Genomic DNA, 26,815 nt, shown 5'->3' on the forward strand with positions numbered 1-26,815 from the left:
CATGGACTTCCAGCTCGCCGACTTCCACAACGACCTCGCCGACAGCGTCGATGCGCTGCTGACCAAGGCCGACAGTCCCGCCGTCGCCCGCGCATGGGCAGCCGGGGACCGTGCGCCGGGCGCCAGGGTCTTCGGCCAACTCGCCGACACCGGCGTCTTCGGGCTGCTCATCGACGACGACCACGGCGGTGCAGGCGCGGGGGCGGTGGAGATGGTCGTGGTCGCCGAGGTCCTCGGCCGTCACGGCGTCCCTGGTCCGCTGGCCGAAACAGTGGCTGTCGCACCGACTCTGCTCGCCGGCACCGATGCCGCCGACGACCTCGGCGCCATCGCCGAGGGTCGGCTGGTGTCGGTGGCGGCGGCACCGTGGGCGCCGCGCGCCGCCGATGCCGACGCCGCGTCACAGGTGTACCTCCTTACCGATGACGTTTTGTCCACGGCGCAGATCACCGCCACCCACCGCACAGTGGATCCGGCCCGCACGGTCTCCGAGGTGAGCGCGTCCGAACCGGTCGCCACCGAGATACACGGCACCGTCGCAGCCGATCTCGGTGCGCTGGCCATCGCAGCTCAGTTGCTCGGTCTGGGTGATCGGATGCTGTCGATCGCATCGGAGTACGCAGTGGCACGCAAGCAGTTCGGCCGCGCCATCGGCTCCTTCCAGGCCGTCAAGCACCATCTGGCCGATGTCGCCATCGCGTTGGAGATGGCACGGCCGCTGATTCACGGTGCGGCCGTCGGCGTCGACGGCGGAGCCCCGGAGGGCACCGACGTGGGTCGCGACATCTCCGCGGCGAAAGTGGCCGCCGCCGATGCGGCGTACCTGGCGTCGCGTCAGGCTCTGCAGGTGCTCGGGGCCATCGGTTACACCGCCGAACACGATCTCTCTCTGTATCTGACCAAGACCCGCGCCCTGATCGGCGCGTGGGGTACCCCCGCCGCGCATCGGGCGCGAATCCTGGAGACGCTGTGACCACCGAACCCGCTGTGCGCGAATCCATCTCCACCGAGGAGCGCGACGCCCTCAGAGAGTCGATCGGCGCGTTGCTCAAACAGCGGGGTGGTTCCGCCGCGCTGCGTACGTCGCTGTCGCGCACACCGCGAATCGACCGAGGGTTGTGGCAGACGCTGTCGGCCGAGATCGGGGTCACTGCACTGCCCATCCCCGAGGAGTTCGGTGGTGCCGGGGCGAGCTTCGTCGAGACCGCAGTGGTACTCGAGGAACTCGGGGGCTCGCTATCTGTAGTACCGGTGTACTCGGCGGCGCTCGCGAGCGCCGCGCTGCTGACCGCTGGAGATGATGCGGCTTCCGCGCGGTTGCTGCCCGCGATTGCCGCGGGGACGTCGATCGTCGCGCTGTGTTGGGCGGCACCGTCGGGATGGTCGTCGTCCGGTGTCCGCGCGGAGGCCGGACTGCTCTCGGGCACAGCCCATTATGTTCTCGACGCGGAATCCGCCGATCGTCTGCTCGTCGTCGCCGGCACCGACGCCGGTCTCACCGTCCACGACGTCGATGCGCACGCCGAAGGTGTGACGATCACAGCACAACCACTACTCGACCCGACGCGTCCGCTCGCGTCGGTGACTTTCGACGACGTGCCTGCCGAGACGATCACCGCCCGTGCCGGGACCATCGACGCGATCCGGACCGCGGCCTGGGCTCTGATGTCGGCGGAGCAGGTCGGTGGCGCCGCCCGTGCTCTCGACCTGACCGTCGGGTACAGCAAGGAGCGCGAGCAGTTCGGCCGCGCCATCGGATCGTTCCAGGCACTCAAACACCGGATGGCCGAGATGTACGCGCACGTGGCGACGTCGCGTGCGATATCCCGGGCCGCAGTCTACGCACTCGCCTCCGGTTCGGCCGACGCCGCGCACCTCGCAGCGGCCGCCCGCGTCCACTGCTCGGAGGCCTACTCTAGCGTCGTCGGAGACGCCATCCAGATCCACGGCGGCATCGGCATCACCTGGGAACACGACATCCATCTGTACTTCAAACGCGCGCAATCGAGTTCCCAGCTGTTCGGCCAACCGCACGAGGTCGTCGCCGACATGGTGGCGCGGCTGCGCGGCCACGTGCCGACGGTACTCCCTACCGGCCCATGACACCGGGGGAGCACACCTAGCGCGTCGACGTCGGCGGTGACATGCCGCCCATCGTCAGTGACAACCGGATTCCCGAGCCGGCGACGGCCAGCGGGTCCGAATTCTGCGGGATACCAGTTGTCTGGCGTCGGCGCGAGTACCGGTTCGTCGCGCTATCGGGCGGAAATGCCATCGGCGTCGCTGTAGGTCGTCACGCTGTCGATGACCACCGCGTCCCTCGATGGTCCCTCGGTGTCCGGATGCTCTCCGCGATGAACGGTCAGCTCGGTGCCGGATACCCACCGGGGCGGTCTCGACGGCATGCGGATGCCGAGCACTGATTCGGTGCGACAGGAGAGACCGCGCTGTGTGCAACGCGCGCGAACCCGCCGAGCCCGCAGCATCTTTCCGGCGAAGCCCGATCCGCTCGTCCGTACCTGCCCGGTGGCGGCAACCATATCAAGGTCATTGACCACCTCACCCAGCGAACAGTGGAGAGAACCTCGATATGACCACGACAGCCGATACCGACACCTCGCCCGACATCGACGACCCACGTTGCTGTGCAGCGACCGCTTGGGCTCGTGGTCATCCATCATGGTGAGCCTGTCGGCTCCGACTCTTTGCCTACTCGACGGGTGGCCGGTGGTGTACACCAACCGATCAGACCGGCGATGATCCCCTCCTCAGAGGGCGCCGGAGATGTCAGGCCGTGAAAGCCTGAGCCACCGTCTCCTCATCGAGGCCGTAATCGGATAACCGGTAGGTGTGACGGGGTGCTCGCGCCCCCGAACGGCTTTCCTCGTCGAGCACCCGCATCGCCGCTCGCGCCGCGTCGGACACCGAAGTCCCCAATGCCGCATACACGCGGTCGACGACGCCGAACGGGTCTGCCCGCAATTCGTCGAACTCGACATCGACAAACTGTGCGGAATCGTATCGCTCTCGGGCACTAGAGAATTCACGCAGGCCACGCGACCACAGTTCGAGCTGTGCGGCACCGATCCGCTCGCCGACGAAGGTCGTCGACCACCCCGGGGTGGCATGTTCGGCGAGGCTGCACATGGAGGCGATGATCGTTTCCGGCGCACGATGCGTCTGAATCACCAGCGCATCGGGATAGGTGGACATCAGCGCATCCAAGGCAAACAGGTGGCTGGGATTCTTCAGTACCCAGCGTTTCTCGGGGTCGTTGGAGCCGATGAGCGCCAAGTTGCGTTTGTGTCGCGCGTACGCCGGCGTCCAGTCCTGGCCGGCGAGCCAGCGCGAGTAGGTGGGCAGGTACGCCAGTGACTCGTAGGAGATCGACATCATGCTCTGCCGCAACAACTGCCAGCATTCCTCGACCTCGGCCGCATCCATGTAGTGCAGTCCCAGGAACTCCGGGTTCTCCACATGGTGTTGCGCGAAGCCCGCATCGATCCGCGTGAACACCGGATTGTCCGACCATGTCTCACGCGGCGGGCGTGGCTGGGGGACCTCGCACAACCACATCTCCAGGCCCTGATGGGCAGGATCTGCGGTGAGCAGCCGATGCAGTGCGGTGGTCCCGGTGCGCGGCAATCCGGTGACGAAAATCGGCCGGGTGATCGGCACGTCGACATAGCCGGGGTTGGCCTTCCACGACGCCTCGCTGCGCAGACGTGCCACCAGCGCCCCTTTGAGGAAGTAGCGGAACATCTTGCTGCCGAGTTCGGTGAGCCCGGCCTCTTCGGCGTAGGAGCCGAGCAGGATCGCCAGCGCCTCCCGGTACCCGTCGTCACCGAAATCGTCCAGACCAGTCGCCCGCATCGCTGATTCGTGGAGGTCGTCGACGGTGCCCACCGTCGTCAACGTCGATTTAGTCATGGTATTCACCGCAATTCACATCGAGGGTGTGACCGGTGATGGCGCGTGCCATCGGCGAGGCGAGGAAGACCACGGCGTCGGCGATCTCATCCGGCTCGGGTAGCCGATGTAGATCAGAGTGGGCCGCCGTCTGCTCGTATACCTGTTCGGCAGTGATGCCGTACTTCTTGGCCACCTCCCCGAAGTACCACTTGAGCTGGTCGTCCCAAATGTAGCCGGGTGCCACCGAGTTGATCCGAATACCCTTGTCCCCCAACTCGGTGGCCAGTGTCTGCGACATAGCGAGCATCGCCGACTTCGCCAGCTTGTAACTGCCGTACCGGGGCTCGGAATGACGGATCACCATCGAGTTGATGTTGACGATCGACCCACCCCTCTCGGCGAGTGAATCGGTGAATGCCTTGACCACGCGCAGAGTCCCGAGAACGGTCAGGTTCAGGCTCGCGGTGATCTGGTCGAAGTCGGTGCGGGCCAGTGGTTTCATCGATGGCAACGCGAAAGCGTTATTCACCAGTACGTCGACACCACCGAACTCACCGACCGCGGCGCTCACCAGTGCGTCGACGTCGTCGTCGTCGGTGATGTCGGTCGGCACGACGAGCGTGGGCGCGTCGAGTTCAGCGGCCACCTCCTTGAGCCGGGATTCAGTCCGAGCGGCGAGGACCACACTCGCACCGGCGGCCGCGGCCCGAAGACAGATCGACCGTCCGAGCCCTGGCCCGACACCCGACACGACGACAACCTTGCCGGCGAGTAGCCCGTCACTCATGCGAGCATCCTTCCGGCAAAGCCTCGCTGCCGCTGCGCTATTCGCTGGGCCCAGGCGTCTGCATCGACCCGGTTGTGGTCGGGATACGGTAGATGCGCCATCACGTCGCCGACGTCGATGACCTGTGCCGTCGGGCCCTGTTCTCCGGTGATCGGACGTTCGGTCCGCTGCCAGCGGAACTGCATGATCCCGCGTTCGCGCCCGGTGGTCTCGATCCAGTTGGTGATGTGCGGATCGGTATGGGAGATCACCATGCGGATCATGCCATCGGGATCGACCTGCGCCTGAGCAGAATTCAGGCTCGTCTGATGATGGACGTAGTCCAGTGAGATGTACCAGAGGCTGCCGAGCTGGAATCCCTGATAGGGCGCCTCGGACTTCGGGACGGTGACGAGGATCGCCTCGTCGGGGGCGAGACGATAGTGGCCAACCGACGAGAACTGGGTCGCCAGCCCACCGGGGGTCAGCCGCGGCGGGGTAAAGGTGTTCACCGGTTCGTCGAGGTAGAACCACCGAGGAAAGTTGAACCAGGTGTTGATGCGCGCGGTCAACATCTTGGCCGCAGTCCGGTAGCGACGGATGACCCGTTCGAGATCCGGTTCGGTGGGCGCGGTTCCGCTGGTGTCAACGCGTTCGATGGCGATGGTGCCCTTGCGCTGGGCCCAGTCGGTGTAGACCTCACGCACCGATAGAGTGGTGGCGCCGTCGGGGAGGACGAACTCGTCCGCGCCGCCCGGGGCGCTGCCCGCGGGGCGGAAGACGATCTCGAAGGCGCCGTCGTCGGCGATGGTAATACGCCTGTCGTCGAAGGCGTCGTCGCCGCCCGGTACCGCATCGGGAGTGTAATCCCCGCGCAGCACTTGGAAACTCAGGTCAGCGGTGGTACCTCGCCGACCCCACACCCGGTAGGTGCCGGTGGGGTCGATGTCGGCGTGGTAGTAGAGGGTGTCGGGGTTGTCCAGGCCCATCTTGGTGTATGGTCCGGTCGAGGCGACGAACACCGGGTGGGTGAGGTTGCGAGTACGAACCAGGTGACCGATCGCCGAGATACTGCCGGCGAGATAGTCGAGCCCCTCGGCCAAATCCTGTTCGCTGCTCACGAATTCCGCTGAGCGGATCAGCTTCTCGGCCTCGGCGATGGCATCAGTGAACGGCTTGGTGGCCTGTTGGGTGATGTTGATACTCGGTGCGCTCATAGCCACGTGTCTCCTCCGGTCCAGGTCAGGAAGTGCTCTAGTTCGGCCTGCACCGGAGTCACGCGCGGGTGCTCGGTGGACAGATACCCACCGCGGTAGAACAGTAAAGGCTTGTCCTGCAGCACTTCTCCCAGCGTTTGAGCGCGGCCGATCACGATGTGGTGATCCCCTCCGTCGGCAACCTGCTCGATGGTGCACTCCACCCAGGTCAGGCAGTGCCGGATAACCGGCAGCCCCGCAGGCGAGGGATCCCAGACGACGCCGGAAAACTTGTCCTCGCGCGGCGCACCGAAGTTCGCGCTCACGTCCTGCTGACGATTCGAGAGCACATTGACGCAAAAGGCACCGCGCTGCTCGATCACCGACCACGTTCGTGAGGTCTTCTGCGGACAGAACAGCACCAGTGGCGGGTCGAGGGACAGCGCGGCGAACGACTGACAGGCAAACCCGACCGGCTGGTCGTCGGCGTTGAGCGTAGTGATCACGGTGACGCCGGTGCAGAACTGCCCCATCGCGGTCCGGAATTGCCGGGAGTCGAAATCGGCGGAGCCATAGGGGGTGTGGGCGCTCATGGCAGACTCACCGCTACTCAGGAGAATCCGACGGTGAAGTCATGGCCCCAGAGGCTGACCGCGGTGCTCTCCCGGGCGATCCAGTCGTCGTCAGCGACGGTTCTTCCCTCACAACCGAATTCGACGTCGAATCCGCCGGGAGTCTTCATGTAGAAGGAGAGCATGAGGTCGTTGACGTGCCGACCGATGGTTGCCGACATCTTCACCTTGCGGCGCAGCGCCCGGTCGAGGCACAGACCCACGTCGTCGGAGTTCTCGACCTCGACCATGAGATGCACGATGCCCGTCGAATTGGGGATCGGCAGGAACGCCAGCGAGTGATGTCGCGGATTACAGCCGAGGAAGCGCAGCCACGGCACCTCGCCGCCCTCTTCCCGGCCGACGACCTGCGGTGGCAGTCGCATCGAATCGCGCAGCGAGAAGCCGAGGACGTCACGGTAGAACTCCAGCGCAGCCTTGTCGTCGGAGCAGGTCAGCACCACATGCCCGAGGCCCTGCTCACCGGTGACGAAGCGGTGACCGTACGGAGAGACGATTCGTCGATGCTGCAGTGCCACACCGTGAAATGCCTCGATGGTGTTGTCGTCCGGGTCGGTGAACACGATCATCTCGACGACCTGACGCTCGAGCAGTTCGGCGTCGGTGGCCTCGCGATAGGCGACGCCGGCCGCCGACAAACGATGTCGGACGTCGGTCAGCGCTGCGGCATTGGCGCATTCCCAGCCGGACGACGCCAGCCGATCGTGTTCGCCCGGCACAATCACCAAGCGCGCCGGGAAGTCGTCCATCCGCAGGTAGAGCGCGCCGTCGACGGTTCCGGTGCCCTCCACCATGCCGAGAACCTTCAGGCCATATTCGCGCCAGGCGTCGACGTCGGTCGCCTCGATGCGCATGTACCCCAGGGAACGGATCGGACTGTCGGTCATATGCTGGGTGCTCCTGTCCTCGCGTGTACTGTCCACCGAATCGGCGTGGATCACACCATGGTGTCGCCGACGGGAATCCCGAACTCCCCGTTGCCGAATGCAACGTAGGCCCGCTCGGGGTCATTGGCGGCGTGGACGCGTCCGGCGTGTGCGTCACGCCAAAACCGCTGGATCGGCGAATCCACGTTCAGCGCACCGGCACCCGAGTTCTCGAAGAGATTGTCGATCGACTCGATCGCGCGGCCGGTGGCGCGCACCTGATCGCGCCGGGCGGCCAGCCGCAACTCCATCGGGATCTCCTCGCCGGCCAGGATGAGGTCGTATTCGGCCTGCAGGTTGCCCGACACCTGACGCCAGGCTGCGTCGATATCGCTGGCGGCGCCGGCGATCCGGACCTTGGCGAACGGATCGTCCTTGGACTTCTCGCCCGCATAGGCAGCACGAACGCGCTTGCCCTGATGTTCGACGTGCGAATGGTAGGCGCCGTAGGCCATTCCGATGATCGGCGTCGAGATCACGCTGGGATGGATGGTGCCCCAGGGCATCTTGTAGACCGGTGCGGTGTTCCGCTCGAGGCCGGGGCTACGGTATTCGGCCATGGCGCGCATCGAGAGCACGCGATGGGTCGGGACGAAGGCGTCCTTGACCTCGAGAGTGTTGGAGCCGGTGCCCTTGAGCCCGACCACATTCCACACATCCTTGATCGTGTAGTCCGAGCGCGGCAGCAAAAAGCTGACGAAGTCGACGGGCTTGCCTCGCTTGATGACCGGACCGCCGACGAAGGTCCAGTCGGCGATATCACATCCCGATGAGAACGCCCAGTTGCCGTTCACCTTGTATCCGCCGTCAACAACCTCGCCCATCCCCATCGGGGCGTACGACGAGGAGATTCGAACCGTGGTGTCGTTGCCCCACACGTCCTCTTGCGCCTGCTGGTCGAAAAGCGCGAGATGCCAGTTGTGGATACCGATGATCCCCGACACCCAGCCGGTAGACCCGCACGCCGTCGACAGACGCCGAACCGCCTCGTAGAAGGTCACCGGATCGACCTGATAGCCGCCCCATTGCTCCGGCTGCATGAGCCGGAAGAAGCCCGCGTCCTCGAGGCTGGAAACCGTCTCGTCGGGAATCCGACGCAGATCCTCGGTCTGCTGCGCACGCTGCTCGAGTTCGGGCAGCAGTGCATTGATCTTGTCCAGGACCTGCGCGCCGGCCTCGCTGCGGTGGCTCGGATCGCTCTCTCGTGCTGGCATCTCACCCATCCCTGTTTTCTTCACTGTGTGTCTTGTGGTGTGCTCGTTCCCCAACCAGCACCGGCATCACGTGTAACCACTTCCAAGACTAGAACACGTTCTCATTTATGTCGAGTACTGGGGCTTTGTGCCCATTTCCTGCCCGTATCCGGTTCCGCCGGCCGCGACCCGCTACTAGTTTTTGTAACATGTTCTAGTATTGTCCGTATGCGATTCGCATGAAGCGCCACGATGGGAGAGATCCGAATGGCTGTGAGCACAGGCACCCCGACCGCAACCTCGCCCGCCGATGCGGCCGATTCGGGCGTGCGGGAGATCGACACCGGCACCCCACCGACCCGCTTCGCCCGCGGATGGCACTGCCTGGGCCTGGTGGGCGAGTTCGCCGACGGCACCCCGCACTCGGTGCAGATCTTCGGCACCAAGCTCGTCGTCTGGACCGACACGTCGGGACAGATTCAGGTGCTCGACGCCTACTGCCGACACATGGGTGGCGACCTGTCACAGGGCAGCGTCAAGGGCGACAACGTGGCCTGCCCCTTCCATGGCTGGCTGTGGAAGGGCAACGGACGCTGTGCCGGTGTTCCCTACGCCAAGCGCAACCCGAAGCTTGCCAAGACCCGGACGTGGCCGAGCATGGTTCGCAACGGGCAGGTGTTCGTCTACAACGACCCGGAAGGCAATCCTCCCCCCGAGGACATCATCATCCCGGAGCTGTCGGAGGTCGACAGTGACCAGTGGACCGCGTGGACGTGGAATCGGATCGTGATCGAGGGTTCCCACTGCCGCGAGATCATCGACAACGTCGTCGACATGGCGCACTTCTTCTACGTGCACTTCGCACTCCCCGACTACTTCAAGAACGTCTTCGAGGGCGAGACCGCCGCGCAGTACATGAATTCCCATGGGCGCCCTGATATCTCGTTGGGAACCGCTTACGGCGACACCCGCCTGGAGTCGATCGCGGCATATTACGGACCCTCGTACATGCTGAATCCGATGGTGCAGTACTACGGCGGCTACGCCGTCGAGACGATCCTCACCAACTGCCACTACCCCATCGACGCCGATTCGTTCGTCCTCATGTACGGCGTGATGGCCAAGATCCCCGAGGGCCTCTCACCCGAACAGGCCGAGAAGATGGCCCAGAAGATCACCGCGGGCATCGAGGTCGGATTCCTGCAGGACGTCGAGATCTGGAAGCACAAGACGCGCATCGATAATCCACTCCTCGTCGAGGAGGACGGACCGGTCTATCAGCTGCGTCGCTGGTACGAGCAGTTCTACGTCGACAAGGCCGATGTCACCGAAGAGATGACCCAACGCTTCGAGTACGAGATCGACACCACCAAGGCCGTCGAGAACTGGAACATCGAGGTGCAGGAGAACATTCGTCGCCGCGAGGAACTCGAGGCGCAACAGGCCGACTCGTCCGCCGAGACGACCGAGTCGCGGGTCTGAACCGGTGACCCGCGCGGGCTGGGCAAAGGCGCCCGACCACACCGACGACCCGCAGCTCCTCGCCCGGGTTCACCAGGCCACCGCCCGCGACCGCGACCACTACCTGCGCGGCGGTATGACGGAGATCGAATGCCGCTCCTGCCACGCCTGCGTGATGGTCAAGAAGACCAGTCCGCACCACACCAGCGTGCAATGGAACCCCAGCGCCCGGGCGCGCTGCGACGAACTGGAGGAGATCCGGCGAATCGGCGGCAACCCGGCGATGATGCGGACCTGTCCGCGGCTCTCGGCGAGTATCGATCACGGTGTCGCCGAAGGGATCATCCCGGCGCAGTCTCCCGAGGCCGACCCCGACGGATACTGGTGAGCGGTGCGAGCACCACGCTCGCCACCGCGAGGATCGCGGTGGCGATCAGACCCCACGCCGGCGACAACAGCGGGCCCGGCGTCTGGATGGCGTCATTGACGGCGGCATCGAACAGGTGTCCCGCCGGGTCGGCGATCACCATCGCGGCCACGACGATCGTCGCCACCCCCGCCGCCGTGATCACCGCCGACACGACGAGCACACCGATGGGGTTGCGGCGAAACGGTTTCCACCAACCCAGCAACGCCGCCAGGGCGATGATGATGCCGAATACAAGAGTGAGCAACGCCGGGCGTTCGGTGTGGGCGGAGAAGGCCACCTCAACGTCGGCGGTCGCGGCTGCTCGGGCGCTGACCCCCCCGAGCCCGCTCACCTGAAGTTGTGCCCCCTGATCGGAAGCACCCCAGCTGGCCTGCGCACAGCCCACAATCGCCAGACCCACGACCACCAACGCCGGCCACAGCAACGGCCGAATCCTCTCAACGCTCACCGTCCCAGCGTGCCACGCACCTTTGCGGGGGCGATGAGCAAGGATCCGTCGACGATCCCGGCGACGGTACCGGCCGCAACGATCCCCCAGGCCAGGAGCAGGGCGGCGAATCCGATACCTGCGACCACTGCGAATTCCGTGTGCCCGGTGGTCGCCGCCACTGCCGACGACCCGGTCACGAAGGTACCCAACGGGAAGGTGAACGACCACCAGGTCAGACCGAACGGCAGGCCGCGGCGCACCGACCACACGGTGATGAGGGTGGCGACGACGATCCAGATCACCGCCGCGGCCCATACCGTCAGCGCGTAGCCGTAGGCGAGGGCGCCGAGGACTCCGGCGGTGACTGCTCCGGTCACCCCGGTCGCGACGTGCGTGAGCAGACACGCCGCGGTCACCGATTGTCCAAGCGGGCCGAGAACGATCCACCACGTCGGCGCCAGACCGGTGGGCCCCGGCCCCCGCGTCACCAGGGAACCGACCACCGAGACCACGATCGGCACGGCGAGAACCAACGAGAACACGAAGGCCGCGAGCCCGATGACCAGCAGTGCGCGGCGGGCACCGGGCTCGTCGAATGCCTCGGCGAGTACCGCGGCCGCCGATGCCGACACCATCGGCGGGACCACCGACATCAGCCAACCCCCGAACGGTTCCGGCCGGTTCTGTTTCGGCCCGTCGGGTACTGCGGGGTCGCCCGCTCGGCCGAGGAGGTGGCGGGCGGGGATCAGCAGTGCCGTCGCGACTCCGCCGAGCGTGCCGAGGGTGAAGCACACGATGTCGACGGCGAGCGCGGCGGTCGACCCGATCACATGGACGCCGGCCACCAGGGTCGACGTGCCGACGGTCAGCGTCGCCATCGGCACAGCACCGTAGAAGTGCGCGATCATCGGATGCCGCAGATGAGCACGCGCGGCATCGCGGTGGCGACGCCAGTGCATGACGGTCGCGGCGATCACCCCGATGTAGACGAGGCACGCGAGTAACCAGAACACGACCGACAGCACGGTCAGCGCCGCGCCGGACCCAAGCCCGTGCGCGGCTACGGCCAGAATGCCTGTGCCCATCACCGTCGCGAACCAGTTCGGCGGCACGTGGGCGAAGTGGGTCCGGACCGGTGGTTCGCGCAACGTCATGCACCTACGGTCGCCGATCGACGTCGCGGCCGGTAGACGGCGATTACCTGCAAGAGTTACAACTAATGGTTGTAACCTGGGAGAGTGTTGAGCCCGCGCATGCCCGACCTGCCCTCGCTGGAGACACTTCTCGCAGTGGTCACCAGCGGCAGCCTCAACGCCGCCGCGGGCGAGTTGGGGATCAGCCAGCAGGCCGTGTCGGCGCGGATGCGGGCATTGGAGGCCACGCTCGGGATCTCGCTACTGACCCGCTCCCCCACCGGCACCGCTCCCACCGAGGCCGGAATCCTGGTGTCGGAGTGGGCCGATCGGCTTCTCGGCCTGGCCTCCGAATTCGACACCGGGCTCGCCGCACTGCGTAACGAACGACGCGACGAGCTGCGTCTGGCCGCCAGTCTGACGGTCGCCGAACATCTCCTTCCGCAATGGTTGGTGTCGTTCGGGCAGAGCGTCGAGCACGCACCCACGGTGTCATTCACGGCAACGAACTCCGAGCACGCCTGCGCATTGGTTCGGTCCGGCGACGTCGAACTCGGCTTCGTCGAGGGCCCACAGGTCGCACCCGGGGTACGAAGTAGCGTCGTCGCCTACGACACCCTGGTGCTCGTCGTTCCGCCCGAACACCCGTGGGCTCGTCGACGGACGGCGGTGAGTGCCGACGAGTTGGCCCACACCCCGCTGGTGACCCGCGAATCCGGTTCCGGGACAAAACTCTTTCTGGACACCATGCTGGCCGAAGCCCTCGGACCCGCCGCCTCCCGCGCGCAACCGGTGCTCGAGCTGTCGACGACGGCGGCGATCCGCTCGGCGGTCGTCGCCGGCGCTGGACCGGCAGTTGTATCCGATCTGTCGGTACGCGACGACCTGGGTCGCCGGCTGATCGCCGTGCCGGTGTCCGGGCTCGATCTGCGCCGCGCCCTGCGGGCGGTGTGGATCGGTGGCGACGAACCGCGGGCCGGTGCGGCACGCGACTTCCTCACGCACGTCACGAGATCGGCAGGTCGGCCGCGACACCGATGAGTTTCGACGAGGATGGAGGTCTCACCTTTGTGACGCCAACCGTCTGTCACCAATCGTCATCGGAAGCAGGAGTTCACCATGACCGCATATTCCGCCCCCGCGGGCGCACCAATCTGGTTCGACCTGATGAGCAGCGAGCCGGCGAAGGCCGCCGACTTCTACCAGGCCCTCTTCGGTTGGGAGGTCGAAGGCCCACCGCGCGAGGAGTTCGGCGGCTATCAGAACTTCACCCTGCACGGCAAACGCGTCGCCGGGCTCAGTCCGTACATGGCCGAAGGCGGTGGCCCGTCTGACATCTGGTCGCTCTACCTGCGTACCGATGACCCGGAATCCACCGTCGAGAAGGTCGTAGCCGCGGGAGGCGAGATCATGGTGCCGCCCATGGCAGTCGGCGAGGAGGGCACAATGGTGGTCACCGTAGACAACGCCGGAGCCGTCATCGGGTTCTGGAAGCCCAACCAGCATCACGGTTTCACCGAGTGGGGTGTGCACGGAGCGCCTTACTGGTTCGAACTCGCCACCCGCGACTACCCGGCATCACTGGCGTTCTACACCGAAACCGTCGGCGCCCGCGCCGACGCCGTCATCGACAACACCGGTCAGGAGGTTGCCCCCGGCAGGCCTCTGCGCTACTCGCAGCTGTTCTTCGGGGAGAGCGCTTATGCCGGCGTCATGGACTCCACCGGCCTGTTCGGTGACGCCCCGTCGTTCTGGCAGATCTACATCTGTGTCGACGACGTCGCCGCGACCGCCGCACAGGCCGAAGGTCTCGGCGGCGAGATCGTCATGCCCGGTGAGGACACCCCGTACGGCACCCTCGCCGTCATCAAGGACCCGTTTGGCGCGATGATCTGCCTGGGCCATCCGCCGGCCGGGATGTAGGCGGCGGATCGGGCGGCACCTCCCCGGTGCGGCCTGAACTGGTGAACGCGCGAGCAATCACCGCGCCTCGGGGGTTCAGGCCGCGTCGTGGTGTCGAGGGGCCGATCCGTCCCCTCCTAGGTCCCGACCTGCACGATGCGCTAACCGCGACGCGACACCATCGCGTCGGCATCGTTGCTCCCGACCACCTCATCGAGATCGACGGCGTCATCGTTGCAGGTAATGGAGTTGGCCGAGGCACGTACCACCTTCGACGCGGCGCTGAATACCGGCGCCGATGGCGTCGCGCCCGCGCGCGGTGCACCGTGGAATCGGCGTCGCGCGACGGCGCTCTGCACCACGCCGACGGCACCACTGAAAGCCACGGCGAATCGTGGAGCCGAGCCCAGATGATCGAAGCCGGCTTTGCCCCGGCACGGCTTCAGCACCGCTTCCACAACGCGCAGGGTTCGTAGATGCGGTCTGCGCAGACCGCATCTACGAGTGTGGTCAGCGTGTCGATGTAGCCTTCGCCGGGCCCGCTACACACCGGCGTTGGCGTCGGCCTTCTTCCGGAGTTCGAGCGCGATGTCGATGAGCTGATCTTCCTGGCCGCCGACGAGCTTGCGGTTGCCGGCCTCGATGAGGATCTCCGCGGCGGAGACGCCGTAGCGTTCGGCGTGACCCTCGGCATGTTTGAGGAATGAGCTGTAACAGCCCGCGTAGCCCATCATCATCGCCGATCGGTCGACCAGGCACTCCGAGGGCATCACAGGGCGCACCACGTCCTGCGCCGCGTCGGCGATCTTCATGAAGTCCACGCCCGTGGTGATGCCGAGCTTGTCGCACACCCCGACGAACGCCTCGGTAGGCGTGTTCCCGGCGCCGGCTCCAAAGCGCCGGATGGAACCGTCGATCTGCTGGGCCCCGGCGCGCACCGCGTTGATCGAATTGGCCACGGCAATATCAAGATTCTCGTGCCCGTGGAAACCGACCTGCGCGTCGTCGCCGAGTTCGGCGACGAGCGCCTGCACCCGGACGGTGACGTCCTCGAGCACCAAAGCGCCCGCCGAGTCGACGACATAAACGCACTGACAGCCCGCATCCGCCATGATCCGCGCTTGGGCGGCAAGCACTTCCGGTGGCTGACTGTGACTCATCATCAGGAAGCCGACGGTCTCCAGCCCGAGTTCCCGCGCCAGTCCGAAGTGCTGGATCGACACATCGGCCTCGGTGCAGTGCGTGGCGATGCGGCAGATCTGGCCGCCGTTGTCCTGTGCGGCCCGGATGTCGTCCTTGGTACCGAGACCCGGCAACATCAGGAACGCGATCTTCGCGCGCTTTGCCGTCTCGGCGGCCGCGGCAATCAACTGCTGTTCCGGCGTTGCGGAGAATCCGTAGTTGAACGACGATCCGCCGAGACCGTCACCGTGGGTGACCTCGATGACCGGCACACCCGCCTCGTCGAGGGCGCCGACAATCGCCCGCACCTCGTCGGTGGTGAACTGGTGACGCTTGTGGTGACTTCCATCGCGCAATGACGAGTCGGTGATCCGGAGGTCGAGGCTCTCGGAATACTTTCGTGCAGTGGCCATCAGGTCGTTGCTCATGCCGACACTCCCAACTTCTGTTTGGCGATCTCTTCGCCGACCTTCGTAGCGGCGGCGGTCATGATGTCGAGGTTTCCGGCGTACGGCGGCAAGAAGTCCCCGGCCCCCTCGACCTCGACGAAGATCGAGACGCGGGCGTGGCCACCGTTGAGCACGCTCGGCGGATCGAACTGCGGGTCCTGTAGCAGTCGATAACCGGGCACGTATGCCTGGATCTCTTTTTCCCGCTTGTGGATCGACTCGGCGATGGCATCGGTGTCGGCGTCTGCGGGGATCGCGCAGAAGATGGTGTCGCGCATGATCATCGGCGGATCGGCCGGATTGAGGACGATGATCGCCTTGCCGCGCGCGGCGCCGCCGATCGTCTCGACTCCCTTCGACGTGGTCCGGGTGAACTCGTCGATGTTGGCACGCGTCCCCGGACCGGCCGACACCGATGCGACCGATGCGACGATCTCGGCGTAAGGAACCGGCACCACCGAGGACACCGCGTGGACCATCGGGATCGTGGCCTGCCCACCGCAGGTGATCATGTTGGTGTTCGGTGCGTCGAGATGCTCGCGCAGATTGGCCGGTGGCACCACTGCCGGGCCCACGGCGGCCGGCGTCAGGTCGACCGCGGTGATACCCGCCTGCTCATATCTCGGCGCATACTCGCGGTGCACATAGGCCGACGTCGCCTCGAAGATCAGATCCGGCATCTCCGACGACGCGAGCAACTCGTCGGCGCCGCCGCTCATCGTGATGAGCCCGTGGTCGGCGGCCCGCTTCATGCCCTCCGAATCGGCATCGATCCCGACCATCCATCGGGGAGCGATCACCTCGGATCGTTCCAGCTTGTACATCAAATCGGTACCGATGTTGCCCGAGCCGATGATCGCCGCGGTCAGCTTGGCTGCCACCTGCGCCTCCTCTGAGAGTGTTATCGAAAATTGGTGTTGGTCAGGTGAAATCGAGGGTGACGCTGCCAAGTCCGGCAAACTCGGCGACGACGTGATCACCCGGCCCGACGTCGAATGCCCGTATCGCGGTGCCCGGCAGGATCACATCACCCTTGCGTAGTCGCACCCCGAAGGACTCCACCTTGCGCGCCAACCAGCTCACCGCATTCAACGGATGGCCCAGCACCGCAGAAGAATTGCCCTTCGCGACGATCTCGCCGTTGCGGTGCAACACTGCGTCGATGTCACCGGAGTCGATGTCGGTGATCGCCACACGCTCAGTGCCGAGAATCCATCCACACGACGATGCGTTGTCGGCGATGGTGTCGCACAACGTGATCTGCCAATCGGTGATCCGCGAATCGATCAGCTCGATCGAGGGCACCACCCACTCGACGGCATCGATCACGTCGTCGTTGGTGCACCCCGCGCCCGGCAGATCCTTGCCCAGGATGAACCCCACCTCCACCTCCACCCGCGGGAAACACAGCGTCGCGGTGTCGATCGGGGTGGCTTCGTGGTACTGCATCTCGTCGAGCAGATGCCCATAGTCGGGCTCGTCGACGTTCATCATCTTCTGCATGGCCTCCGACGCCAGCCCCACCTTGTGCCCGGCGACCTTCGCACCGGCGTCGAGGCGCTTACCGATGTTGATCAGCGCGATTTCGTAAGCGTCAACGACATCGAGTTCCGGGTGGGCATCGGTGGGTCGGTCGATCGCCGTCGCGGTCCGCTCCGCGGTCCACAGATCAGCGGCGATCCGCTCGCGGATTGCCTGGTCAACCGCCATGAGTGCCTCACTTCCGTGGAATGAACGTGTTCTAGTTTAGAACATGTTCCAGATTTCCGGGAGGACTCCTCTGTCCGACACGGTGCTACCGTTCGACCGTGGGCACCGACCAGGCGAGTACCGACACACTGCGCCAGGAGATGCGTGAGTTCCTGGCCGCCGAACTCGATGCCGGGACGTTCGTCCCGGCATGCGACAGCTGGATGAGCGGATTCGATCCGGCGTTCAGCGCCCGCCTCGGACAGCACGGCTGGCTGGGGATGACGATGCCCAAGAAGTACGGCGGCCGTGGTCGCAGCGCAGTCGAACGATTCGTCATCACCGAAGAACTCCTGGCCTGTGGGGCACCGGTCGCGGCGCATTGGATAGCCGACCGGCAGATGGCGCCGGGCATCCTCGCCCACGGCTCAGAACGCCAGCGGCAGCGCTATATCCCCGGAATATGCTCGGGTACAATGTTTTTCGCGATCGGAATGAGTGAGCCCGACGCCGGCTCCGACCTCGCCTCGGTACGCACACGCGCGGTGTGCGCCGACGACGGGTCGTGGCGGATCAGCGGTACCAAGGTGTGGACCACTGGCGCCCACGTCGCGCACGCGATGGTGCTGTTGGCCCGCACCGATGGCACACCCGCCGACCGCCAGACCGGACTGTCCCAGCTGATCGTCGATCTCCCCCACCCCGACATCGAGATCCGCCCGCTGCGCAGCATCGACGGCGGCGCCCACTTCAACGAGGTGATCTTCCACGACGCGAACGTGGGCACCGAGGCACTGTTGGGTGAACGCGGCGCCGGGTGGAAACAAGTGATGAGCGAGTTGGCTTATGAACGCTCCGGACCGGAGCGATTCCTCTCGACGATGCCGCTGCTGCGGGCGTGGGCCGCCGAGTTGCGCAGAATCGGAGCGTCCGCCGAGCAGCGGATCACCCTGGGAACGCTGACCGCCCGTGCGTGGGCGTTGCGCCGGATGTCGTTGCAAGTGGCTGCCGAACTCGCCGACGGCGGCGCACCCGATGTGCTCGCCGCGATGGTCAAGGACATCGGCTCGCAGTTCGAGGGTGACGTCATCGAAGCCATCCGATCCTCCTCGGACACCGTGGTGCGGATCGGCGATACGAACCCCTTCGCCACCCTGCTGGCGACGGCGATACTGCATACACCCGCCTTCACACTTCGCGGCGGCACCAACGAGATCCTGCGCGCAATCGTCGCCAGAGGGATGGGATTGCGGTGACCGGGGACGCCGAGCTGCATGCGGCAGTGACCGCCGTGATCGAGCGCGTCGGCGTCGACACCACGACGCCGGCCACCACGATCGACACCGGGGTCTGGACGGCGCTGACCGATGCGGGGTTCACCGGCGTCGGCATCGGCGAGGATCTCGGGGGTGCCGGTGGCCAGTTCACCGATGCACTGACCGTGGTGTCGGCGGCAGCGGGAAGTGGCGCACTCACCCCATTCATCGAGCACACCGTCCTGGCCGCTTGGTTGGCCGCACGTTCGGGACTCGACCTCGGCGGGCGCACCGCGACACTCGCGCTGGGCGGCGAGGGAATCACCGCACGCGCCACCGCGCAGGGATGGACGCTCGACGGGTTGCTGCCGGGCGTCGTACACGCCTGCGAGGCCGACGTCCTCGTGGTTCATTTCGCCTCGTCGGTGGCACTGGTCTCCCGCACCACACCGGGCCTGACTCTGTACCACGGCACCGATCTGCTCGGGGCATCGGTCGATGACGTCGCCCTCGACACCGTCGTCGTCGAACACCTCACGGACTCTCCAATCGACTCTGAGGAGCTGCGCCTGCGTGGCGCGGTGGCCTACGCGGTGGCCATGTCCGCCTGCGCGGACACCATCATCGAGACCACGGTGCGCCACGCGTCGCAACGCACACAGTTCGGTCGACCGCTGTCCGGGTTCCAGGCCATCCAGCAACGTCTGGCGTCCATGGCGGCGTCGGCAGCCCACAGCCGTGCCGCGGTGGAGCACGCCGTCGAGATGGCCGGGAACCCTGATCACGCCGGCACGATCGCCGCGGCCAAGATCGTCGTCTCATCGACCGCGAGGGAGGTGGCCGCCGCAGCGCATCAGATCCACGGCGCGATCGGATTCACCTCCGAGCATCATCTCGGCCGATTCACCATGGCGCTGCTGGCATGGCGGGACCGACACGGCGACGAGAAGTACTGGTCACAGGTACTTGCCGGTCGTGAGTTGGAGGACGGGATCGACCCGTGGGATCTCGTCGTCGACGCCGATCACACCCCGTCGAGGGCGACCCCTGGCGCCGCGAATCTGTAACGTGTTCTACTTTTAGGTGAGAACACGTTCCACCCGCGGCGCACGAAGGGACCCGATTCATGGCCGGCGCGACCGAACCAGCAGGACAGCAGGACCACACCCCCCCGGCAGGGCTTCCGGAGACCGAGGAGACCTACGACGTCATCGTCGTCGGTGCCGGTGCCGCGGGCCTGAGCGCCGCCATCACCGCGGCCACACAGGGCTTGCGGACGGTGATCATCGAGAAGTCCGCCTACTGGGGCGGCTCCACGTCGCGCTCCGGTGGTGGCGTCTGGATTCCGGGCAACCCGGTGCTCAAGCGCGACGGAGTGCGCGACAACCAGGAGACGGCGCGGCAGTACGTCCACGCAATCATCGGTGAACACGCGCCTGCGGAGAAAATCGACGCGTACATCGATCGCGGCCCCGAGGCGCTGGAATTTCTGATGGCCCATGCTCCCCTCGACCTCGAATGGGTGAAGAACTACTCCGACTACTACCCCGAGGCCCCCGGCGGACGCCTCGCCGGACGCAGCGTCGAACCGCGGCCGTTCGACGCCCGGGCACTCGGCGACGACCTGGCGACCCTGCATCCGCAGTACACCAAGGCGCCGCTCAACATGGTTGTGCTGCAATCGGATTACCGCTGGCTCAACACCGGCCTACGGCACTGGCGCGGACCGGTGCGGATCGGCAAGGTCGGTGCCCGGTTCTTCTGGGCACGCAGCCGCGGCAAGAAGCTCATCGCGATGGGCGCCGCACTGGCCGCCGAGCTGCTGCTCGGGGTCCGCAAAGCCGGCGTACCACTGCGGCTGTCGACGGGTCTGGTCGACCTGATCACCGAGAACGACCGGGTGGTCGGGGTGATCGCCGAGCATGAGGGCACGCGTATCCGGCTGCACGCGCAGCGCGGTGTCATCCTCGCGTGTGGCGGCTTCGAGCACAACGCCGAGATGCGCAAGAAGTATCAGCGCGAGCCCATCGGATCGGAGTGGACCACCGGTGCACCGACCAACACCGGCGACGGCATCAACGCGGGCCTCAAGATCGGTGCCGCGGTGTCGCTGATGGACGACTCGTGGTGGGGCCCGACCATCCCGTTGCCGCGCGGGCCGTGGTTCGCGCTGTCCGAGCGCGCCGTCCCCGGCACCTTCATGATCAACGCGCGCGGAGAACGCTTCATGAACGAGTCGCTGCCGTATGTCGAAGCGGTGCATCAGATGTATGGCGGCGACTTCGGACAAGGCGAGGGCCCGGGTGAGAACATCCCATCGTGGCTCATCTTCGACCAACGCTGCCGCAACCGCTACCTGTTCGCCGGCATCAATGCGCGCCAACCGCTTCCAAAGAAGTGGCTCGAGTCCGGAGTGGTCGTCAAGGCCGCCTCCATCGAAGCCCTGGCCGAGAAGATCGGTGTCCCCACCGAAGCGTTGCGCGCCACCACCGATCGTTTCAACGGCTTTGCCCGAAGCGGCACTGATGAAGACTTCGGGCGCGGACGCAGCGGCTACGACCACTACTACGGCGACATCACCAACAAGCCCAATCCGAGCCTCGGAGTGGTCGACAAGGCGCCGTTCTACGCGGTAAAAATGGTGCCCGGAGACCTCGGCACCAAAGGCGGCATCGACACCGACGCACACGCCCGAGCGCTACGCGCCGACGGTTCGGTCATCGAGGGACTCTACGCGGCCGGCAACACCTCGGCGCCGGTGATGGGCCACACCTACGCCGGCCCAGGGGCCACCATCGGACCCGCAATGGTCTTCGGTTACCTCGCCGCACTCGACTGCGCCCAACACCGCGGGTCCCGAATCCCGGATACCGCAACGACATCGGCGTCCGCCTTCGAGGAGAACTGATCATGCCGATCGACCTGTCCGTGGCACTGGGCGCCGAGCTACCCGAGGTCTGCTTCGAGTGGTCGGCCTCCGACGTCGCGCTCTATCACCTGGCCGTCGGTGCGGCCGCCGACCCGATGGACCGCGCGAGTCTCGCCTACGTCGACGATGTCGCCCCCAAGGTGTTGCCCTCCTTCGCGACCGTGGCGGCATCTTTCCATGTCACCGAGGCACCGAAGGTTTCCTTCCCAGGTGTCGACATCGACCTGGCCAAGGTGGTCCACGGCAGCCAGCGGGTCACCGCACACCGCCCGATCCCCGCGTCGGGCAAGGCCACCACCCGGACCACGATCGCCGAGATCCAGGACAAAGGATCGGCTGCGGTGATCATCCAGGAATCGGTCACCGTCGACGACGCCGGCACCCCGCTGTGGACAGCGCGCTCGTCCATCTTCGCCAAGGGCGAGGGCGGTTTCGGCGGCGAGCGCGGCAACTCCGCCACGCTCGACTACCCCGATCGGGCACCCGACCACCGACTGTCGGTACCGACGCTGCCCAACCAGGCTCTGCTCTACCGGCTCTGCGGTGACCGCAACCCATTGCACTCCGACCCCGAATTTGCCTCTCGCGCAGGATTTCCCCGCCCGATCCTGCACGGACTCTGCACATACGGGACAGTGTGCCGAGCCGTGGTCGACGCACTCCTCGACGGCGACGTGACCGCCGTCGCCGACTACTCGGCCACTTTCGCCGGCGTGGTGTTCCCCGGTGAAACCGTCGATATCGACGTATGGGACGAACCCCGGTCACTGCTGATAGCCGCGAGCGTCGCCGACCGCGACGGCGCACCCGCGCTGAAGAACGTGGTCATCGCGAAGCGCTGAGAGCACTGCCTCGACGGCGTCCGGTCAGACCCGTCGAGGCACCATCAGCGCGAACATCGGGGCCAGGCTCGCCCGCAGACCACGACCCGGATTCGCGATCCACTGCTCGTGCCCGGCCGCCGACGCGGCCATCATGGCGTGCGCGACCGCGGTCGGATAGATCGCGGTCGCCGGCATGTCGCTCCGGTCGCCGACGAACTCGGCGATCACCGCGCGCCACTGGCGATAGACCTCGCTGGCGCGAGCCTGCACGGCGGGCACCTCGAGGATCAATTGTGCTCGCCCGCAGGCCCATTCGTCCTCATGACGCCCGTGATCGACGACCGAGATAAACGCCTCGACCAGGATCTCGATCGGGTCGGTCTCCGAAATCGACGCCGCGAGCAAACGACGGAACTCGTCGAGTTCCTTGTCGGATTCGACCCACACCACGTCGGCCTTGGTCGGGAAGTACCGGAAGAAGGTGCGTCGGCTGACGCCGACCGCGGCGGCGATGTCCTCGACGCTCGTCTCGTCGAATCCGTCGCGAAGGAACAAGCGTTGTGCGGCCGCCGCGAGTTCGTGGGCGCTCGTGCTGGCCGGCCGTCCCCCGCGATCGACCTCGACCGAGGTGGCCGCGACGCTCCGCTCTGCGCTGAATGCCATCCGCCCATCGTCCCACCGACCGATCTCAGAGTGGGGACCCTCGAACCCCTGGCGTTGTGACACCCTGTGACATATCCTCGGGGTGCGACATGGATCACACGGGTTCGTCGAGGGAAGTAGGCAGCATCATGGGCACACTCGAAGGCAAGGTCGCCTTCATTACCGGAGCGGCACGCGGCCAAGGGCGCAGCCACGCACTGCGTCTGGCTCAAGAGGGCGCCGACATCATCGCCGTCGACATCACCGAACAGGTCGATACCGTCCCCTACGCGACGGCACGTCCCGGCGATCTCGAGGAGACGGTGCGTGCGGTCGAGGCGCTCGACCGTCGCATCATCGCCTCCGAGGTGGACGTGCGCGATCTGGCCGGGCTGACCAAAGCCGCGCAGGACGGTGTGGCCGCCCTCGGCCGGCTCGACATCGTCCTCGCCAACGCCGGGATCTCCACCATGGCCCCCGCCCTTGAGATGGAGGAGCAGATGTGGCAGACCATGATCGACATCAACCTGACCGGCGTGTGGAAGACCGTGCGCGCGGCGGTACCGCACATCGTCGCCGGCGGGCGCGGCGGTGCAGTGGTCTTGACCAGTTCACTCGCGGCCATCACCACCAATGAGAACATCGCCCATTACACCGCAGCCAAGTACGGTCTGATCGGACTGATGCGCGTACTGGCAAAAGAGCTCGGGCCGCAGAGCATTCGGGTGAACACCGTGCATCCCACCACGGTCGCGACCGACATGATCCTCAACGAGCCCACCTACAAACTGTTCCGACCGGACCTCGAGGAACCGACCCGCGCTGACTTCGAGGAGGCGGCCTCGCAGATGAACCGGCTACCGGTGTCGATGATCGAACCCATCGACATCTCCAACGCAATCCTCTATCTCGTCTCCGACGCCGGACGCTACGTTACCGGGACCACACAGGCCATCGACGCCGGCGGAGCGCTGTAACCTCCCCATTCCCCCACGCCAAAGACCCAATTCCCCACGACAAAGACCCAACGACAAAGGAGTTGACATGGGACTCTTGGACGGTAAGACCGCACTCATCACCGGCGGCGCCCGCGGACAGGGCCGCGCCCACGCGGTGACCTCGGCACGCGAGGGCGCCGACGTGATCCTTCTCGACATCACCTCGAAGGCCCTCGAATCGGTCGACTACCCGCTCGCGACCGCCGACGACATGGCCGAGACGGTGAGTCAGGTCGAGGCACTCGACCGCCGCGCGTTGACCTTTGACGCCGACGTTCGTGATCAGGGCCAGCTCGACGCCGCAGTCGCCGCGGGCATTGCGGAGTTCGGCAAGATCGACATCCTCATCGCCAACGCCGGCATCTGGACCAGGTCACCGTTCTGGGAGATGACCGAACAGATGTGGTCGGACATGATGGACGTCAACCTGACCGGGGTGTGGAAATCGGCAAAAGCCGTGGCACCACACATGATCGAGCGACAGTCCGGGTCGATCGTCATCACCTCCTCGGTGAACGGTCTCGAGCCGGGCATGAATTACGCGCACTATGTCTCGACCAAACACGGCGTGATCGGGCTGATGAAGAACATCGCACTCGAACTCGCCCCGTACGGTATCCGCTGCAATTCCATCAATCCCGGTGCGATTCTGACACCCATGACCAACCAGCAAGGCGCATGGGACATGTTCGCCGGGCACGAGGGCGGCAGTCCCGACGACCTCATCGCGGGTGGCTACAGCTTCCACGCACTCAAGGGCACCTCGTTCATGCCACCGGAGGTCATCGCGAACACGGCGCTGTACCTGAATTCCGATCTGGCGGCCACCGTCACCGGCGTCACCATTCCGGTCGACGCCGGGCACATGCTGCTGACCGGCGTGAACACGGATCCGGTGAAGTGACTGGAACCACTCCGACGGGATCCACCCCGACGACGGACCGCAGCGATGTCGCTGCGGTCCGTTCGGCCGTCGCGACCGAAATCGTCGGGCGCGACCGCGAATTGGATCTCGTCGTCGCCGCGGTCGCCGCCGGACGCGACATGATCCTCGAGGGTCCACCGGGTACCTCCAAGAGCACCCTGCTGCGGGCGATCACCGCGCACTGGGGCATTCCCCTGATCCTGGTCGAGGGCAATGCCGATCTCACGCCCAGTCGCCTTGTCGGCCACCATAATCCTGCTCGGGTCCTCAAGGAGGACTACCGCCCTGACAATTTCGTCGACGGGCCCCTGCTGCAGGCGATGCGCAGCGGCGGGTTCCTGTACGTCGAGGAATTCAACCGCGCGCCCGAGGATACCGTCGACACACTGCTGACCGCGATGGCCGAACGGGTCATCACCGTGCCACGGGTGGGAACCATCGTCGCCGCCGACAGCTTCCGGATTGTCGCGTCGATGAATCCGTACGACAACGTGGGCACCACACGCCTGTCGACCTCGGTGCACGATCGGATGTGCCGACTCGTGGTGGACTATCAGGACGACGCAGCCGAACGCGAGATTGTCCGGCGCCGAACCGGATCGGGGTCGGATCGGATCGTCAACGACTCGGTGGCACTGACCCGGGCCACCCGGATCCGTGACGACATCCGTCAGGGCAGCAGCGTGCGCGGAGCGATCGACCTTGCGCTCATCACCGCACAGTTGTGCGCGATGCGCGGGGTGCCGATGCCCGCCGACGGCGCCATGCCGCCGCCGCGCGACCTCCCGACCGACTACACCGCCACCGTCCTCGATGCGATGATGGTGGCACTGTCGGGTCGAATCCATCTCGACGACACCGCCTTCACCACTCCGGAGGTCGTCCTGACCGAGATCTGGCAGGACCATTTCGTCCTCGACCCCGCGGCGGCCGAGCCCGGTTGAAGAGCGATCGCCGCCGAGTCGCCGTTGACCCGCCGCCGCGGTGCCCGGCACACCCACCCGCGCACACTCGCACCGCTGCTACGTAAACCGAAGCACCTCGACACCGAGCCCGATCTCCTCGTGCCGGGCGCCGGCGGCGCGGGCTGGGTTCTCCTCGGCCGAAATGATCGCCGCCCGCCCGGGGCACCAGGCACGCCGGGCTCGACCCAGCCGGGAATGACCTCGGAGACAGGCGAACTCGACACTCCCCACCACCCATCCATACATGACGACGAAGCCCGCAGGAGGGCCCGCCAAATCGCCCGGAAACTCGCACTGACCGAGGTCGTCCGATCCCCGCGTGCCCCACGGTCGGCCACGGGAACCCTGCGCACCGGTCGGTGGCGTGGTGATTCCGACGAGATCGATCTCGATGTGACACTCGAGGCGATCGCGGCGAATCCGCTGCCGACCGACGACGACATCGCGGTGCGCCGGCGCATCCGGCGCAGGCGGTCGGTGGTGATCGTCGTCGACATCTCCGGATCGGCCCGCGGAGAACAGGTCCGCACCGCGGCGGCCACCGTGGGCGCGCTGACCGGTGAACTCTCCCGAGATGCCGTGTCGGTCATCGCCTTCTGGTCCGACGCCGCCATCATCTCTCGGCTCGGCGATCCGGTCGACCCCGACCGGGTCATCGACGCACTGCTCACGCTGCCCACCCGGGGGCTGACCAATCTGAGCTTCGCTTTGAGAACCGCGGCCGACCAACTCCGTGGGGTACCCGCAGCGGACTCCCGCGTGCTGCTGCTCAGCGACTGCGTGCACAACGCCGGCGCCGACCCGCGAGAGATCCCGGGAACCCTGAACCGGCTCGACGTCCTCGTCGACGTCTCCGGCGAGCACGACCTCGAGTTGGCCGCCGACCTGGCGCTCCTCGGCCACGGCCGCTGCCTGCCGATCCGGGATCATCGCGGCGTGGCGCCTGCGCTGCGCACCATCTTCGAGAACTGAGTG

The 26,815-nt window shown here is 66.1% G+C and carries 28 protein-coding genes; 14 read left to right on the forward strand and 14 right to left on the reverse strand.

Translation table 11 applies throughout. The annotated features are described in order from the left end of the window. Position 1: 1 nt before the first annotated feature. Together EF294_RS12025 and EF294_RS12030 are read left to right on the forward strand one after the other, a co-directional pair. A complete protein-coding gene (locus tag EF294_RS12025) occupies positions 2-973 on the forward strand; it encodes an acyl-CoA dehydrogenase family protein (protein WP_123930016.1) in 972 nt (323 codons plus the stop codon). Then, positions 970-2,103, forward strand: coding sequence for an acyl-CoA dehydrogenase family protein (locus EF294_RS12030; protein WP_123930019.1), 1,134 nt, complete (start codon positions 970-972; stop codon positions 2,101-2,103). The genes EF294_RS12025 and EF294_RS12030 overlap by 4 nt, the downstream gene beginning before the upstream one ends. 16 nt (positions 2,104-2,119) lie before the next feature. Here EF294_RS12030 and EF294_RS21430 read toward each other — a convergent pair whose 3' ends face one another. The 7 genes from EF294_RS21430 to hsaA form a co-directional block, all read right to left on the reverse strand. Then, positions 2,120-2,275 (reverse strand): hypothetical protein, encoded by a 156-nt coding sequence (locus EF294_RS21430; protein ID WP_185091049.1) that lies wholly within the window; start codon positions 2,273-2,275, stop codon positions 2,120-2,122. A gap of 512 nt (positions 2,276-2,787) precedes the next feature. After that, on the reverse strand, positions 2,788-3,930 hold the full coding sequence (locus EF294_RS12035; RefSeq protein ID WP_123930022.1) for a sulfotransferase family protein: 1,143 nt from the start codon (positions 3,928-3,930) through the stop codon (positions 2,788-2,790). After that, on the reverse strand, positions 3,923-4,699 hold the full coding sequence (locus EF294_RS12040) for an SDR family oxidoreductase (protein ID WP_123930025.1): 777 nt from the start codon (positions 4,697-4,699) through the stop codon (positions 3,923-3,925). Before EF294_RS12040 ends, EF294_RS12035 begins: the two co-directional genes overlap by 8 nt. Beyond that, positions 4,696-5,895 (reverse strand): hypothetical protein, encoded by a 1,200-nt coding sequence (locus EF294_RS12045; protein WP_123930028.1) that lies wholly within the window; start codon positions 5,893-5,895, stop codon positions 4,696-4,698. The genes EF294_RS12040 and EF294_RS12045 overlap by 4 nt, the downstream gene beginning before the upstream one ends. Further along, positions 5,892-6,467, reverse strand: coding sequence for a 3-hydroxy-9,10-secoandrosta-1,3,5(10)-triene-9,17-dione monooxygenase reductase subunit (gene hsaB, locus EF294_RS12050; protein ID WP_123930031.1), 576 nt, complete (start codon positions 6,465-6,467; stop codon positions 5,892-5,894). Before hsaB ends, EF294_RS12045 begins: the two co-directional genes overlap by 4 nt. 17 nt (positions 6,468-6,484) lie before the next feature. Beyond that, complete coding sequence (hsaC, locus tag EF294_RS12055; protein WP_123930034.1) at positions 6,485-7,393, reverse strand: iron-dependent extradiol dioxygenase HsaC; 909 nt, start codon at positions 7,391-7,393, stop codon at positions 6,485-6,487. A gap of 50 nt (positions 7,394-7,443) precedes the next feature. Next, complete coding sequence (gene hsaA / locus EF294_RS12060; protein WP_123930037.1) at positions 7,444-8,655, reverse strand: 3-hydroxy-9,10-secoandrosta-1,3,5(10)-triene-9,17-dione monooxygenase oxygenase subunit; 1,212 nt, start codon at positions 8,653-8,655, stop codon at positions 7,444-7,446. A gap of 237 nt (positions 8,656-8,892) precedes the next feature. On the opposite strand from hsaA, the gene EF294_RS12065 reads away from it, so the two are divergent. Further along, positions 8,893-10,107 carry a 3-ketosteroid-9-alpha-monooxygenase, oxygenase component gene (locus tag EF294_RS12065; protein ID WP_123930040.1) on the forward strand — a complete coding sequence of 405 codons (1,215 nt, stop codon included), beginning with the start codon at positions 8,893-8,895 and terminating at the stop codon, positions 10,105-10,107. 4 nt (positions 10,108-10,111) lie between these two features. Continuing rightward, positions 10,112-10,474 carry a hypothetical protein gene (locus tag EF294_RS12070; protein ID WP_123930043.1) on the forward strand — a complete coding sequence of 121 codons (363 nt, stop codon included), beginning with the start codon at positions 10,112-10,114 and terminating at the stop codon, positions 10,472-10,474. Here EF294_RS12070 and EF294_RS12075 read toward each other — a convergent pair. Next, positions 10,428-10,964 carry a hypothetical protein gene (locus tag EF294_RS12075; protein ID WP_123930046.1) on the reverse strand — a complete coding sequence of 179 codons (537 nt, stop codon included), beginning with the start codon at positions 10,962-10,964 and terminating at the stop codon, positions 10,428-10,430. The genes EF294_RS12070 and EF294_RS12075 overlap by 47 nt on opposite strands. Continuing rightward, on the reverse strand, positions 10,961-12,100 hold the full coding sequence (locus EF294_RS12080) for an SLAC1 family transporter (protein WP_123930049.1): 1,140 nt from the start codon (positions 12,098-12,100) through the stop codon (positions 10,961-10,963). Before EF294_RS12080 ends, EF294_RS12075 begins: the two co-directional genes overlap by 4 nt. Before the next feature lie 99 nt (positions 12,101-12,199). Here EF294_RS12080 and EF294_RS12085 point away from each other — a divergent pair, with 99 nt between their 5' ends. Both EF294_RS12085 and EF294_RS12090 read left to right on the forward strand, forming a co-directional pair. Continuing rightward, the gene (locus EF294_RS12085; RefSeq protein ID WP_123930373.1) at positions 12,200-13,120 is read left to right on the forward strand and encodes a LysR family transcriptional regulator; all 921 of its coding nucleotides are present in this window, start codon (positions 12,200-12,202) and stop codon (positions 13,118-13,120) included. A 78-nt stretch (positions 13,121-13,198) separates the two neighbouring features. After that, positions 13,199-14,002 (forward strand): VOC family protein, encoded by an 804-nt coding sequence (locus EF294_RS12090; protein WP_123930052.1) that lies wholly within the window; start codon positions 13,199-13,201, stop codon positions 14,000-14,002. 140 nt (positions 14,003-14,142) lie between these two features. Here EF294_RS12090 and EF294_RS21435 read toward each other — a convergent pair whose 3' ends face one another. The 4 genes from EF294_RS21435 to EF294_RS12105 form a co-directional block, all read right to left on the reverse strand. Next, positions 14,143-14,439, reverse strand: a complete 297-nt coding sequence (locus tag EF294_RS21435) for a hypothetical protein (RefSeq protein WP_185091050.1) — start codon at positions 14,437-14,439, stop codon at positions 14,143-14,145. An 84-nt stretch (positions 14,440-14,523) separates the two neighbouring features. After that, positions 14,524-15,591 (reverse strand): 4-hydroxy-2-oxovalerate aldolase, encoded by a 1,068-nt coding sequence (dmpG, locus tag EF294_RS12095; protein WP_123930055.1) that lies wholly within the window; start codon positions 15,589-15,591, stop codon positions 14,524-14,526. Beyond that, on the reverse strand, positions 15,588-16,493 hold the full coding sequence (locus EF294_RS12100; RefSeq protein WP_123930058.1) for an acetaldehyde dehydrogenase (acetylating): 906 nt from the start codon (positions 16,491-16,493) through the stop codon (positions 15,588-15,590). The genes dmpG and EF294_RS12100 overlap by 4 nt, the downstream gene beginning before the upstream one ends. 40 nt (positions 16,494-16,533) lie before the next feature. Further along, positions 16,534-17,322 (reverse strand): 2-keto-4-pentenoate hydratase, encoded by a 789-nt coding sequence (locus EF294_RS12105; protein WP_123930062.1) that lies wholly within the window; start codon positions 17,320-17,322, stop codon positions 16,534-16,536. A 98-nt stretch (positions 17,323-17,420) separates the two neighbouring features. Between EF294_RS12105 and EF294_RS12110 the strand changes: the two genes are divergently transcribed. Genes EF294_RS12110 through EF294_RS12125 form a run of 4 tightly spaced genes read left to right on the forward strand, consistent with a single transcriptional unit; the run spans position 17,421 to position 22,328 of the window. Further along, positions 17,421-18,557, forward strand: coding sequence for an acyl-CoA dehydrogenase family protein (locus EF294_RS12110; RefSeq protein ID WP_123930066.1), 1,137 nt, complete (start codon positions 17,421-17,423; stop codon positions 18,555-18,557). Next, entirely contained in the window at positions 18,554-19,624 is a 1,071-nt protein-coding gene (locus EF294_RS12115) for an acyl-CoA dehydrogenase family protein (RefSeq protein WP_123930069.1), read from the forward strand. The genes EF294_RS12110 and EF294_RS12115 overlap by 4 nt, the downstream gene beginning before the upstream one ends. Before the next feature lie 59 nt (positions 19,625-19,683). After that, positions 19,684-21,465, forward strand: a complete 1,782-nt coding sequence (gene kstD / locus EF294_RS12120) for a 3-oxosteroid 1-dehydrogenase (RefSeq protein WP_123930072.1) — start codon at positions 19,684-19,686, stop codon at positions 21,463-21,465. A gap of 2 nt (positions 21,466-21,467) precedes the next feature. Further along, the gene (locus EF294_RS12125; protein ID WP_123930075.1) at positions 21,468-22,328 is read left to right on the forward strand and encodes a MaoC/PaaZ C-terminal domain-containing protein; all 861 of its coding nucleotides are present in this window, start codon (positions 21,468-21,470) and stop codon (positions 22,326-22,328) included. A gap of 24 nt (positions 22,329-22,352) precedes the next feature. Here EF294_RS12125 and EF294_RS12130 read toward each other — a convergent pair whose 3' ends face one another. Continuing rightward, complete coding sequence (locus EF294_RS12130; protein WP_123930078.1) at positions 22,353-22,973, reverse strand: acyl-CoA-like ligand-binding transcription factor; 621 nt, start codon at positions 22,971-22,973, stop codon at positions 22,353-22,355. Between the two features lie 128 nt (positions 22,974-23,101). Between EF294_RS12130 and EF294_RS12135 the strand changes: the two genes are divergently transcribed. From EF294_RS12135 to EF294_RS12150, 4 genes are all read left to right on the forward strand, one after another. Continuing rightward, a complete protein-coding gene (locus EF294_RS12135) occupies positions 23,102-23,929 on the forward strand; it encodes a mycofactocin-coupled SDR family oxidoreductase (protein WP_123930081.1) in 828 nt (275 codons plus the stop codon). A gap of 67 nt (positions 23,930-23,996) precedes the next feature. After that, positions 23,997-24,854, forward strand: a complete 858-nt coding sequence (locus EF294_RS12140) for a mycofactocin-coupled SDR family oxidoreductase (protein WP_123930084.1) — start codon at positions 23,997-23,999, stop codon at positions 24,852-24,854. Then, on the forward strand, positions 24,851-25,819 hold the full coding sequence (locus tag EF294_RS12145) for an AAA family ATPase (RefSeq protein WP_123930087.1): 969 nt from the start codon (positions 24,851-24,853) through the stop codon (positions 25,817-25,819). The genes EF294_RS12140 and EF294_RS12145 overlap by 4 nt, the downstream gene beginning before the upstream one ends. 24 nt (positions 25,820-25,843) lie before the next feature. Continuing rightward, positions 25,844-26,812 (forward strand): vWA domain-containing protein, encoded by a 969-nt coding sequence (locus tag EF294_RS12150; RefSeq protein ID WP_123930089.1) that lies wholly within the window; start codon positions 25,844-25,846, stop codon positions 26,810-26,812. Positions 26,813-26,815: the final 3 nt, after the last annotated feature.

The organism is Gordonia oryzae, from assembly GCF_003797185.1.
GTDB classification, from domain to species: domain Bacteria; phylum Actinomycetota; class Actinomycetes; order Mycobacteriales; family Mycobacteriaceae; genus Gordonia; species Gordonia oryzae.

Coding starts and splice junctions, on each gene's coding strand:
- EF294_RS12025 (WP_123930016.1), top strand. CDS start 2: ATGGACTTCCAGCTCGCCGACTTCCACAACGACCTCGCCGACAGCGTC.
- EF294_RS21430 (WP_185091049.1), bottom strand. CDS start 2,275: ATGGCATTTCCGCCCGATAGCGCGACGAACCGGTACTCGCGCCGACGC.
- EF294_RS12035 (WP_123930022.1), bottom strand. CDS start 3,930: ATGACTAAATCGACGTTGACGACGGTGGGCACCGTCGACGACCTCCAC.
- EF294_RS12040 (WP_123930025.1), bottom strand. CDS start 4,699: ATGAGTGACGGGCTACTCGCCGGCAAGGTTGTCGTCGTGTCGGGTGTC.
- EF294_RS12045 (WP_123930028.1), bottom strand. CDS start 5,895: ATGAGCGCACCGAGTATCAACATCACCCAACAGGCCACCAAGCCGTTC.
- hsaB (WP_123930031.1), bottom strand. CDS start 6,467: ATGAGCGCCCACACCCCCTATGGCTCCGCCGATTTCGACTCCCGGCAA.
- hsaC (WP_123930034.1), bottom strand. CDS start 7,393: ATGACCGACAGTCCGATCCGTTCCCTGGGGTACATGCGCATCGAGGCG.
- hsaA (WP_123930037.1), bottom strand. CDS start 8,655: ATGGGTGAGATGCCAGCACGAGAGAGCGATCCGAGCCACCGCAGCGAG.
- EF294_RS12065 (WP_123930040.1), top strand. CDS start 8,893: ATGGCTGTGAGCACAGGCACCCCGACCGCAACCTCGCCCGCCGATGCG.
- EF294_RS12080 (WP_123930049.1), bottom strand. CDS start 12,100: ATGACGTTGCGCGAACCACCGGTCCGGACCCACTTCGCCCACGTGCCG.
- EF294_RS12085 (WP_123930373.1), top strand. CDS start 12,200: ATGCCCGACCTGCCCTCGCTGGAGACACTTCTCGCAGTGGTCACCAGC.
- EF294_RS12090 (WP_123930052.1), top strand. CDS start 13,199: ATGACCGCATATTCCGCCCCCGCGGGCGCACCAATCTGGTTCGACCTG.
- dmpG (WP_123930055.1), bottom strand. CDS start 15,591: ATGAGCAACGACCTGATGGCCACTGCACGAAAGTATTCCGAGAGCCTC.
- EF294_RS12105 (WP_123930062.1), bottom strand. CDS start 17,322: ATGGCGGTTGACCAGGCAATCCGCGAGCGGATCGCCGCTGATCTGTGG.
- kstD (WP_123930072.1), top strand. CDS start 19,684: ATGGCCGGCGCGACCGAACCAGCAGGACAGCAGGACCACACCCCCCCG.
- EF294_RS12125 (WP_123930075.1), top strand. CDS start 21,468: ATGCCGATCGACCTGTCCGTGGCACTGGGCGCCGAGCTACCCGAGGTC.
- EF294_RS12130 (WP_123930078.1), bottom strand. CDS start 22,973: ATGGCATTCAGCGCAGAGCGGAGCGTCGCGGCCACCTCGGTCGAGGTC.
- EF294_RS12135 (WP_123930081.1), top strand. CDS start 23,102: ATGGGCACACTCGAAGGCAAGGTCGCCTTCATTACCGGAGCGGCACGC.
- EF294_RS12140 (WP_123930084.1), top strand. CDS start 23,997: ATGGGACTCTTGGACGGTAAGACCGCACTCATCACCGGCGGCGCCCGC.